The organism is Marinobacter sp. L-80, assembly GCF_056859395.1.
This window is the reverse complement of sequence record NZ_JBSXOI010000070.1, coordinates 172,506-185,565: the sequence shown is the minus strand read 5'-3', so window position 1 is coordinate 185,565 and position 13,060 is coordinate 172,506. Positions and strand designations below refer to the sequence as shown.

Below are 13,060 nucleotides of genomic sequence, written 5' to 3'. Positions count from 1 at the left end.
AGTATAACAGGAGAAAAGGGGGATTTCTTTGGGGTCTGGGTTAGCCCTTATCCAGGGAGGAACGCACGAGGGCGGGGCTCTGTTCAGGACACGCTACGAGCACATCCATGTGCGCTTGGCTGTGGCCATCCTTGGCCACAGACAGTCCTGAACAGAGCCCCGCCCCCGCGCTTATCTCGCTTTGGAGATGGCTTCTCTGTTAAAAACCTCTTGGTACAGTCTGCGCTTCTACAAACTCGAACAGACCTTCCAGGCCGCCTTCACGACCGATGCCGGAGGCCTTCATGCCACCAAACGGCGCTTCCGGTGTCGGGCCGGTGCCGGTGTTCCAGCCACAGTGGCCGAAGCGAAGGCCGGCAGCCACACGCTGGGCGCGTTCGGCATCGTTGGTGAACACGTAGGAGGCCAGGCCGAACTCGGTGTCGTTACCGGCTTCGATGACTTCCTCTTCCGTGCGGAACAGGGCCATGGGTACCAGCGGGCCGAAGGTTTCTTCCTGGTAGCAGGACATCTCCCGGTTCACACCGTGGACCACGGTGGGCGGGAAGAACAGGTCGTTGCCAAGATCTTCCGGTTTCTTGCCGGCAACCAGGGTGGCGCCTTTTTCAAGGGCGTCCTGTACGTGGCGTTTGACCTTGTCGTAGCCAGCCTGGTTGATCAGCGGGCCAAGATCCACGTCGCCGTTGATGCCGTCACCGACGGTCATCTTGTTAACACGCTCGGCAAGCTTTTCACCGAAGGCATCGGCCACTTTCTCATGCACGAAAATCCGGTTGGCACAAACACAGGTCTGGCCACCACCACGGAATTTGTTGGCGATGAGGTTATCCGCCGCAGCGTCCAGATCGGCATCATCAAAGACAATGAACGGTGCGTTGCCGCCCAGCTCGAGGGCCAGTTTCTTGACCTGATCTGCGGTGTCGACAATCAGCTTACGGCCCACTTCGGTGGAACCGGTAAAGCTGAGCATGGGCACGTCGGGGCTCTCACAGAGAACCTTGCCGATCACACTGGCTTTACCCATCACCAGGTTCACCATGCCGTCAGGTATGTCGGTGTGCTTATCCATCAGGCTGAACAAGGCAATCATGGTCAGCGGGGTTTCACTGGCCGGTTTGATCACCGAGGGGCAGCCTGCCGCCAGCGCAGCGGAGAGCTTCTTCGCGATCATGCCAATTGGGAAGTTCCAGGGCGTGATCAGGCCGGTGACGCCAATGGGCCGGTAGTGAACGGTCCAGGTGCAGTCTTTCGGCTTTTCCGGAATGGTATGGGCATCCAGGGCCTGGATGTGCTTGGAGCAGTAATCGAAGAACCCGGCGGCGTAATCCACTTCGCCCTGGGCCTCCTGCAGCGGCTTGCCATGCTCCATGCACAGGATCCGACCGACTTCCTCCTTGTTGGCCTTGAGCGCATCCCGGATGTCTTCCAGCCACTTCCGGCGGGTCTCGATGCTGTAGGGACTGGTCAGTCGCAGTGCCGACTTGCCGGAGGCAACGGCGGCGTTCACTTCGTCTTCCGACATGGATGCGACCTGGGCGATCACCTTACCCGTTGCCGGGTTATAGACATCGAAGGTGTTGCCATGTTCATTGTCAGTCCAGCGACCACCGATATAGCCGGTCAGCTTTTCCAGCAGGGGTGACTCGATCATCTCGGCTCCTCTTCTGTGATTGGCTCCGCCCCGAGTGGGGCGCAGTAAAGGTAATCTGGTTGCGTCAGTGTTTTATGTCTTTCATAGTGGATGTTGTATCCCAACCTGTAAAGTCAAGGGCAGGCTTTTGATCATCGCCTGAGTGTGCCTATACTCGGGGGATCAGCCACCCAGGAGACCGAACAATGAAGGCATTTTTCCATCCCGCACAGGATGAGCATGTTCCACAGACCTACTTTACCCGGGGACAGATGCGCCAGCCCCAGGAGATTCCTGCTCGAACCGGTGAAATGCTGGGCGGACTGAAGGAAATGGGTATTTCTGTGCTGCAGCCTGCGGACCAGGGTGCGGGGCCGATCTCGAAAGTTCACGATCTTGGTTACCTGCGTTTTCTGGAATCCGCCCATCGGCGCTGGAAACAGATGGATGACTGGGGCGATGAGGTCATCTCGAATATCTTTGTACGTTCCCCCAATCACCTGACTGGCATACTGGCGGAGGCAGCCCGATACCAGGCCGATGGCAGTTGTCCGATTGGCGAGCACACCTGGCATGCCGCCTACTGGTCGGCCCAGAGTGCGCTGGGTGCCGCCGACGCGCTTATTGCCGGCGACCGCACGTCCTACGCGGTATGCCGCCCGCCGGGACACCATGCGCGCCGGGATGCCGCAGGCGGGTTCTGCTACCTGAACAATGCCGCCATTGCCGCCGAGCACATGAAAACACGGTTCCCCAGGATCGTAATTCTCGATACCGACATGCATCATGGCCAGGGCATCCAGGAAATCTTCTACGATCGAAGCGATGTGCTGTACATCTCTATCCATGGCGACACCACCAACTTCTACCCGGTCGTCAGCGGCTTTGAGAACGAACGTGGCGAAGGGGAAGGTTTTGGCTACAACATCAACATGCCGATGCCCCACGGTTCAACGGAAGAAGATTTCTTCGCAAAACTGGATGAAGCCCTGGCGGCCATCAAACTTTTCCAGCCGGATGCCCTGATCCTTGCCCTCGGCTTCGATATCTACAAGAACGATCCACAGGCCAAGGTGTCAGTCTCTTCCGAAGGGTTCTGCAAGCTCAGCACCCATGTGCGTCAGCTGGGGCTGCCGACGCTGGTGGTTCAGGAGGGGGGCTACGATCTGGAGGCTCTGAGCGAGAACGTCCAGCAGTTCTTCAAAGGTCTGGCAGGCTGACGCTTCAGCCTGCGGGCACGTAAACCTTCACGTTTTCGTGCCCTTCGGCCTTCAGATGCCCGGCGTGCATGCGGCTCATGGTGCCACGATCGCAATACAGCAGGTACTGCCGGTTCGCCGGCAGTTCTGGTATCTGCTGGTTCAGCTCATAGAATGGAATCTGCAGAATCTCGTTGTTGGTCAACATCAGCGGTGACTGCTCGCCTTCCGAGGGGTGACGCACGTCGATGATCACATCATCCACCGAGGGTGTCTGCACGAGCTCCACTTCCTCTGGCGTTACCGTGGTTTCCAGCAACCGGTTTACCGGCGTTTCCTCACGTGCCTCAATGGCGTTTGCCAGAACCGCGGCGTCCATTTGGGCCTCGTCTTCTTCCACCCGATGCAGCTTGGCCCGGGTGGCAGGCTTCTGGGAGATCACTCCGCAGTATTCAGGCATGGTTCGTGCGAAAGATTCCGTGCCGATTTCCCGCGCGATGCGGATAATGGATTCCTTGTCCATGGAAACCAACGGGCGCAGAACCACCTCGTCACTGGCCCTGTCTACCACGTTGAGGTTGCTCAGAGTCTGACTCGATACCTGGGCGACGGCATCGCCGGTTACCACGCCCACTGAGTTGTTCTTGCGAGCAATCTCGGCAGCTGCCATCAGCATCTGTCGTTTCAGAACCACCCCCCAGTGACGGTGATTCACCGATCGCATGATTTCGGCAACCACGCCCTCGAAGGGTACCGAGATAAACTTGGCGCTGTGAGAGGCGCCATAACGGTCCCACAGGTAGTGCACCACCTGGCGAACACCCACCTCATGGGCAGTGCCACCGAGATTGAAAAACAGAAAATGACTGCGCAATCCACGACGCATCATCAGGTAGGCGGCCACCGAAGAGTCGTAGCCACCGGAAATCAGAGTCAGCACATTCTCGACACTGCCCAACGGATAACCGCCGAGTCCCCGATGCCTGCGATGGGCAATATGGAACTGGTCGCCGTGCACCTCAATGCGCACCTCGACCTCGGGTGATTTCAGATCAACACCCCGGGCCCCGGATGCCTGCATGAGGGCGGCTCCGACAGTACGCTCAAGATCAATGGAGCGGAAGCTGTGTTCGCCATGCCGACGGGCCCTGACGGCAAACGTCTTGCCATTCAGACGCTCCGAAAAAGCCGCTACCGCCTTTTCCGCAACATCCTCAAGACTGACAAAGGGGAATGCCCCGATCTCCTGAATGGTGGAGATGCCCGGAATACGCAGGAGTGCCTCGATGACAGGCCCGGACAGGCTACGCCCGTCGGGCACAGCCACGTCTACCCGATCCCAACTGCCCTCAACGCGGATTTCAGGATCCAGCCGTGCCAGCAGTTTGCGAATGTTCTGCCGCAGATGACGCATTTGCTGACGGCGGACGGGTTTACTCTTGATAGCAACTTCCGGAGCGGGACGAATAAGCAGTTTCATAAATCGGAATTTTGTCGGGTGGCGTATTGTACTGAAAGGCCTTAGTCTACCCTTTTGACTGCGTGCCTCAAAATCGGGCATTACCGCAACGTTCAGGAGCTTCACCGTTAATGCAGGAAATGACCATCAATGCCCTGGTCTCCCCCGAGGGCAGTCTTGAGATTCTGTCCAATCATGAAGTCAATCGGCTGAAGGACCGCAGCGAGGGCGGTCTTTACAGGCTGTTTCGTCAATGCGCACTGGCCGTTCTTAATACCGGTATCGAAACAGACGACTGCAAGGCCCTGATGGAATCCCACGCCGACTTTGATGTCCGGCTGGTGCCCCAGCCCCGCGGACTGAAACTGGAACTGATCAATGCGCCCGCCCACGCGTTTGTTGATGGCCAGATGCTCCGCGCGATTCGTGAGCATCTGTTTTCAGTTCTGAGGGACATTATCTATTCGTATTCGATCCCGCAGACGGCCGCAGGTTTCCGCCGTGACGATCCCGAGGATCTGACCAACTATGTCTTTCACATCCTGCGCAATGCCCGGGTGCTTCAGGCCGGGCGGCAACCGGATCTGGTCGTCTGTTGGGGTGGCCATTCCATCGGGCATGATGAATACCAGTACAGCAAGGATGTCGGTCATCAGCTGGGACTCAGAGCCCTCAGCATCTGCACCGGGTGCGGCCCCGGTGCCATGAAGGGACCCATGAAGGGCGCCACCATTGGTCATGCCAAGCAGCGGGTTAAAAACGGCCGCTATATCGGTATTACCGAGCCCGGCATTATCGGCGCGGAGGCCCCCAACCCCATTGTCAATGAGCTGGTTATCATGCCGGACATTGAAAAACGCCTGGAAGCTTTCGTTCGCTGCGGCCACGGTGTCATTGTGTTCCCGGGCGGTGTCGGTACCGCCGAGGAAATTCTCTACCTGCTGGGCATCCTGCTCCATCCGGACAACGTCGATCTGCCCTTCCCGGTGGTATTTACCGGCCAGCAGGAGAACGCCGAATATTTCGAGATGATCGACAAGTTCATCCGGAATGCGCTGGGGGACGAAGCCGCCAGCAAATACGAGATCATTATTGACGATCCGGTGCGCGTGGCCCAAACCATGAAAAAGGGTATGAAGGAGGTCGAGACTTTCCGGCGCGCCATGCAGGATGCCTACTACTTCAACTGGATGCTGAAGATTGACCCGGTATTCCAGTTACCGTTCGAGCCCAATCACGACAACATGCGGGCGCTTGAGCTTCACAGGGACCAGCCCGTGCACCTGATTGCCGCAAACCTGCGCAAGGCATTCAGTGGCATTGTTGCCGGCAATGTGAAAGAAGGCGGTATTCGACAGGTCGAGGAGAAAGGGCCGTTCGAAATTGCGGGCGACCCGAGCCTGATCAAACCACTGGAAGCAATGCTGGAGCAGTTTGTGGCGCAGAACCGCATGAAGCTTCCGGGGTCATCCGCCTACAGGCCGAGCTATCGCATCGTCAGCGGAGCGGCCTGAGCCGCCTCGCTGACAAAGCGGGCCGTTACTTGCCGCCGTCTGCAGGCAGACTGGCATAGTAAGCTGCCAGGTTAGCGATATCCTCGTCGCTCAACCCGGTAGCCTGACCCTGCATGATTGCGGCCTGACCACCAGAGCGCTGCTTGTTCTTGTAGGCCTTGAGAGAAGACACCAGGTATTGCTCGTTCTGGCCCGCCAGGTTCGGATAGGTCGGAATCTGCGCGATACCGTTCTGGCCATGGCAAGCAGCACAAACAGCCGCCTTGGCCTTACCGGCTTCAGGATCGCCAGCAGAAACTACAGCAGGCACAGCAGCGCCAAGCGCAAAAATACCCGCAACAGCGTAGTGTTTCAGATTCATTGTCTTTACCCTCTCATCATCGTTTTCAAGATATTCAGGCCGGTTCGGAAGCCGGACAGTAAACTTACTAGCACTTATAGCACAGAGCCGGGGAACCTCAAATGCGATAGGTCAAGGACCTCCTTTCGACGTTCGTCCTCTTTTCTGTTCTGGCTATTATGGTGAAAGTACGTTCGATTCCGTATCCAAGATTGATTTAATTCTCCGGAGATAACCTCAATGTCTGTAGAGGCCCAGGAACTTGCCTGTCAGGAAGGCCACATTGGTGTCCTGACGCTGAACTCCCCAGGCACGCTCAACGCACTGACCGAGCGCATGATCGAGCAGACCCAGGAAATCCTTGACCGCTGGGCCGACAACGACCGGATCTGCATCGTGGTGATCCAGGGGGCGGGCGAGAGAGCCTTCTGCGCCGGCGGTGATATCCGGGAACTTTACGATACCATGCTCACGTCCGAGGACCGGGACAAACCGGCACGGGTTTTCAACCGCGAATACCGGATGGATTACAGCATTCACCGCTTTCCGAAACCTGTGCTTGGCATTGCCCACGGCGTGGTGATGGGTGGTGGACTTGGCGTGTTTGCCGGCTGCCGGTATCGGCTGGTGACGCCGGATGTCACCCTGGCCATGCCCGAGATCGCCATCGGTCTGTTTCCCGACGTGGGCGCCAGCTGGTTTCTGAATCGACTGCCCGGCCGGCTGGGTTTGTTCATGGGTTTGACCGGCGCCCGCCTGAACGTAAGCGATACCCTTCGGGTTGGCCTCGCGGATATGGCCATTCTCCAGGAAGACCGGGAACGTTTGCTCGACCGCCTGGCGTCAGAGCGCTGGACCGGGCAGACCGCTGCCGATGACAACCGCCTGTTCCGCTTACTCAATCAGATCCAGACACCGGATTACCGGGCTCTTCCACCCAGCAATCTTGCTACGCACGAACAGCGGATTGCCCGGCTGAGCGCCGGTGATGAACTGCCTGAGATTGTCGATCAATTGCTGACAGCCGAAGTGGACTGCGACTGGTGGCATGCGTGCATGAACACACTGAGAACCGGATGTCCGGTGTCGGCGTGGCTGGTGTGGACGCAGTTGAAAAAAGCCCAGCAGATGTCCCTGAAGGATATTTTCCGGATGGAACTGGCCATGGTCTCGGAATGCATCCGGCGTCCCGATCTGGCAGAGGGAATCCGGGCTCTGGCTATCGACAAGGACCGTCAGCCAAAATGGAGTTACCCGAGCGTGGCCGATGTGCCGGAAGACGTGGTTGCGGCTCATTTCACCCCGGAGTGGGATGACGAGACGGATCCGATGGGCCTGGAGTAAGCCGGTCGGCGCTAGAACTCGGCGCCCGCCTGCACCAGCAACATTTCCAGATCCCGATTGTTGGTGGCGCGGGCAACGTCCAGTGCCGTTTGTCCGTCGCTCGCCTCGTAATTGACGTCGGCTCCGGCCGCCACCAGCCTCTCCGCCGTCAGCAAATCCCCGTTGGCCACGATTTTCATCAGCAAAGATTCGCCTCCCTGACTCACGTTGACGTTGGCACCGGCTGCCACCAATACCTTCACCACCGACAGATGGCCGTTTTCCGCCGCCCGCATCACGGGGGTATACCCGTACGGGTCACTGGTGTTCACATCGGCGCCGGCCGATAACAACAGCTGCACGCGCCGCTTTTCACCATTCCCGGCGGCTGAAACCAGCAGTGCATCCGCCTCGGCCAGGGCCTCGGGGCTCAGGGCAACCGGTTGGTTCGGGGAGGCGCAGGCGGACAGGAAAACAACAAGCGGAAGCAATATGAGCAAAAAACGGAAGGCGCCGGTTCCCTTGGCCATAAAAAACAGTCTCTGTGGATCTCGTTAAAGGATACGAGGGCCCATTCTGGGCAGACACCGGCGGAAATTAAATCGAGCGAGTCACAAACCCCGGCCATCCTTCAAAAGATCACGCACCACCTGTCGCAGACGATCTTCGCCTTCTCTCTGGCCCAGGCAAAGCCTGTCCGCCTGCAGCGCGGACCAGGGCCGCCCCTGAAGAACACCCTGGCACCAGACCGCAAGCGCCTCATGGCTATTCAGCCACGCCATGATCCCGGGCACCTGACTCAGCTTCCGCAATACCGGGACAGTAACCTGAAAGCCACGATGCCCATTGGCGAAATTGCGGAGATCCCGCAAATCATCCTTGTCCAGTGTCGGCCCGGTGGGCAGATCGGCGGTTATCCCGGCCAGCAATGTTGGCTCCAGCCCCTGCCAGTTGCCGGGCAAGAGAGTAAGCCAATGATCGGCCAGGCGGCTGCGGATGCGTTCTTCCAGATCGCGACCAGCCTGCGAAAAGCCGGCCACCATCTGCAGTGGGTATTCGCCACTGGATGCTTCCTGCTGCAAGCCAACCCTGACAACGTGCAGACCGCAGGTCTGCCAAAACGCGAGCAGGTCAGCGCTGCCACCGAAGCTGGTTCCGAGGTAATCAACATCCTGCTCGGCGGCATACGCCCTGGCAGCCTGCACCATGCTTTGGCCAATGCCCGCGCGTCTGACCTCGTCTGATACTGCAATGCGGACAACCCTCAGACCCCGCAGGACCGCGGCCTCGGGATAGCCGCTGTGGCTGGCCAACGATTGCGGCAGCAGATGGCCCCGTATTCGCCGGGTACCCAGACTGACCTGCTGTGCCAGCTCATCCGGAAGGCCACCTTCGAGCGCGCACCAGAGCACACCAACCATCTGATCGCCAATTCGCGCACGCCAGCTACGGGCGGCCGGGTCATCCAGCCACTGCCTCAGATCAGCGGGGCTGGTCCGGTAATGGGCATCCACCAGCAACCCAAAGGCACGGGACAGAGCTTCGTCACTTGCCGTTGCCGGCTCCCAGGGTTCGATGACCAGCTCGCCGGCGCTGTATTCAGTTTTCCCGGGCAAGCGACCACCGTCGGCCGCCAGCAAAAAGAGTCGGCTGATCAGGGCTTCCAGCGGATCGTTCATGGCCCAGCGTACCGGCTCGCTCAACGTTACCGACTGCCACTGGGGCGTTGATTGATCAAGGACCTGTCGAAAACGAATGGCAAAGCCACGGCCAGCCCCTTCGTAACCATGGACCGTGGTGGCGAACGCCACTCTCGGCCAGCCGAGCAGAACCGATTTCAGCAGCGGCGCCGGAATCGCTGCTGCCTCATCCACCAGGACCACTTCGGCTTCCGGCCGCAAAGCCAGCAAGTCACGCACCGGAATAAACCTCAGGCGGCCACCGGTTCGGGAGGCGAGTATCCCCGGGCTGGCTTCGGCCAATTCGTCCCCGAGAGACTCACGGGCGTGGCGAAAGAGGGTCTCCACATTCTGCTCCGAGGGCGCGGTAACCACGATGTCCTGCCTGCCTTGGCGCAACAATTCGGCTGCAGCCATACCCATCGCTGCAGATTTGCCACGGCCCCGGTCCGCCGTCACTATCAGCGGCCGGCGCCGTCGGCCCAGGCCAAAACGGACGAGGCGCTGAACCAATTGTTCCTGATCCCGGGTGGCGGCGATTCGAAAGCGTTTCTCAGGCAGGGGCGGAACCGGCGGCCGTGATTCCGGACGGTCGGGTGACACCCGGATGACCGCATCATCGTCGGCAAGCAGGTCGGCCATGCGGGCAGCAAACGGATGGTTCGGACCATGCTCCAGACCGGTTCTCGAGTAATCGGGATCCGCAAAGCGGGACCACTCTGCCAGCGGCGGCATCAGCCAGAACAGCAGGCCACCAGCGGTGAGCGCACCCGAGAGCGCGGCAAAGGCATCCGGAGGATTGCCGTGCCAGCCATCCCAGACGATAAGCGAGACTTCACACCCGAGCCACTTTCGAGCCCCGGGAGGCGTGACCCGGGTCAGCCGGGTATCGGGGCTATGATCCGCTGGTCCCGTCCAGAGGCCGCTCTGTATTTCCAGCCCGGGTAACAGACCGGAAAGCCACCTGAGGTTCTGTTCCCGATCACCCTCAAGCAGAACCAGTCGGCGTTCACCGTTGGCGGTGAGGCTGTCCTGCAGGGCACGCCATGCGGACGGATCCGCTTTGGCATCGGGTCCGGAATGGCTCATCAGCTAAGGTCGGCACCATGAGACTTGAGGTCGTCCAGGGCGCATTTTTCAAGGGCAGCCCGATGGGTGGCCCGCAGTCGGACCCTGGGGGCACAGCCAGCTTCAAAGGCTTCCTGCCACCGGCCGGCACACAGGCACCAGCTATCACCCGCTTTCAGGCCTTCGAAGCCGAATTCAGGCCTGGGGGTGCTGAGGTCGTTGCCCTGGGCTTTGGAGAATTCGAGGAATTCGTCGGTGACCACGGCGCAGACGGCGTGCAGGCCAAAATCATCCGGGCCGACGTTGCAGCAGCCATCGCGGTAAAAGCCGGTGATCGGGTCTTTGCCGCAGGTTTCGAGTTTTTCGCCAAGTACGTTTACCGATTCGGACATTTCCATGTTTAAGACCCTTTCGCTCTCATGTTTTGATCGCAATTATGCGGGAGCGGTATCCGCTCTACCAGCAGGCCGTTACAATACCGGCCATGCCGACCGAACCCCAAATTCCTGAGACCACCAACCTTCCGGATTTCCTCACCGATGAGCAGCGGGCGATTATCACCGCGGGCTATGAGCATTCGGTGATTACCGCCGTAGCTGGCAGTGGCAAGACGTCGACGCTTGCGTGGCGGATTCGGTACCTGCTGGAACAGGGGCATGATCCGGACCGGATGCTGGTGTTGATGTTCAACCGCAGCGCCCGGGTGGATTTCGAGCGCAAGCTGCAGGAGGTGTGTGCTCAGAGTGGGTTGGCGTTGCCGGAGATCCGGACCTATCACGCCATGGGCTTGCGGCTGTACAAACGGTTTGTGCGGGAGGGCTATCTGCCGGGGTTTTCAGACAAGATTCTGACCGAGCAGGAGATCAGTTTTCAGGCCTGGCAGTTAACCCGGCGGCTGGCGCCGGAGGATCTGGCGGATGAGATACGGCGCAACAAGAAGGATTTTGTCGAGACGGCGACGGGGTTTATTGATCTGGTAAAGACAACACTGTCACCGGCGGAGATCGTGTTTGAGGAGTTGGGGTATTCGGACAAGCACAAGTACCTCATTGATCTGTTCCACAGCTTTGAGCAGTGGCGTAAAAGCCAGGGTCGGATCAGTTATGCCGATATGCTGTATGAGCCCGTGATGGCGATTCACCAGAACTCTCCGTTGCAGCGGCTGGTGGGCAACAAGATGGATCTGATTCTGGTGGATGAGTACCAGGACACCAATGAGATCCAGCATCTGCTATTGCGATACGTGGCCGGAGACCGGGCCCGGGTGACGGTGGTCGGGGACCCGGACCAAACGATCTATGAGTTCCGTGGCGCGAAGCCCGAGTTTATCCTCAAGCGGTTCAGCGATGAGTTCGAAAGCCCGCTGGAGCAGACCCTCAGTTACACCTTCCGCTACGGCCATCGGGTGGCGTTGCTGGCAAACCATCTGATCTGCCACAACACCGGACGCAAGGATGTGCTTTGTCATTCCCACCCTTCGACGCCCGGCACGGAGATCACCCTGCATCGGGCGGAGAGCGATGCCGATACCGTGCTGCAAATTCTTCAGGGCCAATCGGAACCGGCTCTGGCAGGCACGGCCATTCTGTTCCGGGTCTGGAGTCAGAGTGTCCCTATCGAGCTGAAGTTGCTGGCTCGTCAGATTTCCTACCGGATTGATGCCGGCAAGGGCGCGCTGTTCAGCCGGGAAGTTCAGGCGATCACTGCCCTTCTGATGGTGGTGACCGGGAAACTGGAAAACCTGCCGGACGAGGATCGCCTGGAGCTGGCACGGCAGTTGTTGCGCTTTCCTCATGTGGGTCTGAAAGAGCCGGAGCTGGAGCAGTTGGCGCGTTTCCTCGCAGGATTTTCCAGTGGCTGGCACGAACGTCTGCTGGCGATGGACTTCGACGCGCTTGCGCCCATGGCCGCCCGCAAGCTCAGGAAACTCGGCGAAGTGCTTGCCCAACTGCGCAGCTACGGAGGCCCGGTTGCAGGACTGATCAGTGTCTATGCCGAGCACACTGATCTTTACGAGGGCATCCGCAGCCTGGCGCTGACGCATGAGAGTGCCGAGGAACGGATCGATACGATACAAGGATTCCGGCAGTACCTAAAAAGCCTTGATGTCACAGCTGAAGGCGCCCTGGAGCACCTGAAAACCCTCAAGCAGCAGGCAGGTGAAAAACAGCAGGGTGGAGTGCTTCTCTCAACGATTCACCGCACCAAGGGTCTGGAATGGCCGACAGTTATCATTCCCGGACTGCAGGAGAAATACCTGCCGTACAGCCCCCGCCCCCAGGACAATGCCAGAGCATTTCTGGAAAGCGAGCGACGGCTGCTGTATGTGGCCATGACACGCACACGCCAGCAGCTGCACCTGATCACCCGACCGGCCAGCAAGCAACCGCACCTGGACGGCGATCTGGGCCCAAGCCGTTTCGTGGAAGAGTGCTGCTTTGAACTTGCCGAGGAATTCGGTCGCTGGCTGGATGATCGATCTCCGGCAGAAACATCAACCATTCGGTTAACTGCCCCCCTGACACCGGTCAGCCAGCGTTACGCCGACCGGGAGAGCGTCACCCTTGAAGGCCAGGCGGCAACATTCGAAAACTCAACGGAACCACTCTGGCATCAAAAACGTCTTGGCCACGCGATCTTTGGTCCCGGCTCGGTGGTCGCCGAAGATGAGAATTCTTTCGAGGTACATTTCGACAACGGCGAGGTGCTTAACTTCAGTAAAAAAAGCGCGCATCTGTATTTTTCCGCTCTGGCCTGAAACGACCTCGGGGTCGTAAAGGTCAGCTGGGTACAATTGCGGACGTAACAATCCGTATCATTTTTTTGTTTTTTTTGGCCTACTGGCCTA

At 59.0% G+C, this 13,060-nt stretch carries 10 protein-coding genes; 4 read left to right on the top strand and 6 right to left on the bottom strand.

Annotated elements, in window-relative coordinates:
- Positions 1-199 precede the first annotated feature (199 nt).
- Complete coding sequence (locus tag AC13E3_RS13930; RefSeq protein ID WP_273069549.1) at positions 200-1,651, bottom strand: NAD-dependent succinate-semialdehyde dehydrogenase; 1,452 nt, start codon at positions 1,649-1,651, stop codon at positions 200-202.
- Positions 1,652-1,836: 185 nt separating this feature from the next.
- On the opposite strand from AC13E3_RS13930, the gene AC13E3_RS13925 reads away from it, so the two are divergent.
- Entirely contained in the window at positions 1,837-2,850 is a 1,014-nt protein-coding gene (locus AC13E3_RS13925; RefSeq protein WP_405417368.1) for a histone deacetylase family protein, read from the top strand.
- Between the two features lie 4 nt (positions 2,851-2,854).
- On the opposite strand, the gene thiI is transcribed toward AC13E3_RS13925, so the two are convergent.
- Positions 2,855-4,309, bottom strand: coding sequence for a tRNA uracil 4-sulfurtransferase ThiI (thiI, locus tag AC13E3_RS13920; RefSeq protein ID WP_273094864.1), 1,455 nt, complete (start codon positions 4,307-4,309; stop codon positions 2,855-2,857).
- 110 nt (positions 4,310-4,419) lie between these two features.
- Between thiI and ppnN the strand changes: the two genes are divergently transcribed.
- Positions 4,420-5,802, top strand: coding sequence for a nucleotide 5'-monophosphate nucleosidase PpnN (ppnN, locus tag AC13E3_RS13915; RefSeq protein WP_474545945.1), 1,383 nt, complete (start codon positions 4,420-4,422; stop codon positions 5,800-5,802).
- A 25-nt stretch (positions 5,803-5,827) separates the two neighbouring features.
- Here the strand turns inward: ppnN and AC13E3_RS13910 are convergent, their stop codons facing one another.
- Positions 5,828-6,163, bottom strand: a complete 336-nt coding sequence (locus AC13E3_RS13910; protein ID WP_474545946.1) for a c-type cytochrome — start codon at positions 6,161-6,163, stop codon at positions 5,828-5,830.
- Positions 6,164-6,382: 219 nt separating this feature from the next.
- On the opposite strand from AC13E3_RS13910, the gene AC13E3_RS13905 reads away from it, so the two are divergent.
- Positions 6,383-7,486, top strand: coding sequence for an enoyl-CoA hydratase/isomerase family protein (locus tag AC13E3_RS13905; RefSeq protein WP_474545947.1), 1,104 nt, complete (start codon positions 6,383-6,385; stop codon positions 7,484-7,486).
- Between the two features lie 11 nt (positions 7,487-7,497).
- On the opposite strand, the gene AC13E3_RS13900 is transcribed toward AC13E3_RS13905, so the two are convergent.
- The 3 genes from AC13E3_RS13900 to AC13E3_RS13890 all read right to left on the bottom strand — a co-directional run bounded on the left by AC13E3_RS13900 (position 7,498) and on the right by AC13E3_RS13890 (position 10,610).
- Positions 7,498-7,995: an ankyrin repeat domain-containing protein gene (locus tag AC13E3_RS13900; RefSeq protein WP_288367424.1), complete on the bottom strand. Its 498-nt coding sequence runs from the start codon at positions 7,993-7,995 to the stop codon at positions 7,498-7,500.
- An 81-nt stretch (positions 7,996-8,076) separates the two neighbouring features.
- Positions 8,077-10,233, bottom strand: coding sequence for a tRNA(Met) cytidine acetyltransferase TmcA (locus AC13E3_RS13895; protein WP_482902148.1), 2,157 nt, complete (start codon positions 10,231-10,233; stop codon positions 8,077-8,079).
- The gene (locus AC13E3_RS13890) at positions 10,233-10,610 is read right to left on the bottom strand and encodes a DUF2237 family protein (RefSeq protein ID WP_008173000.1); all 378 of its coding nucleotides are present in this window, start codon (positions 10,608-10,610) and stop codon (positions 10,233-10,235) included. The genes AC13E3_RS13895 and AC13E3_RS13890 overlap by 1 nt, the downstream gene beginning before the upstream one ends.
- A gap of 38 nt (positions 10,611-10,648) precedes the next feature.
- On the opposite strand from AC13E3_RS13890, the gene AC13E3_RS13885 reads away from it, so the two are divergent.
- A complete protein-coding gene (locus AC13E3_RS13885) occupies positions 10,649-12,970 on the top strand; it encodes an ATP-dependent helicase (protein WP_482902192.1) in 2,322 nt (773 codons plus the stop codon).
- The last annotated feature ends 90 nt before the right edge of the window (positions 12,971-13,060 follow it).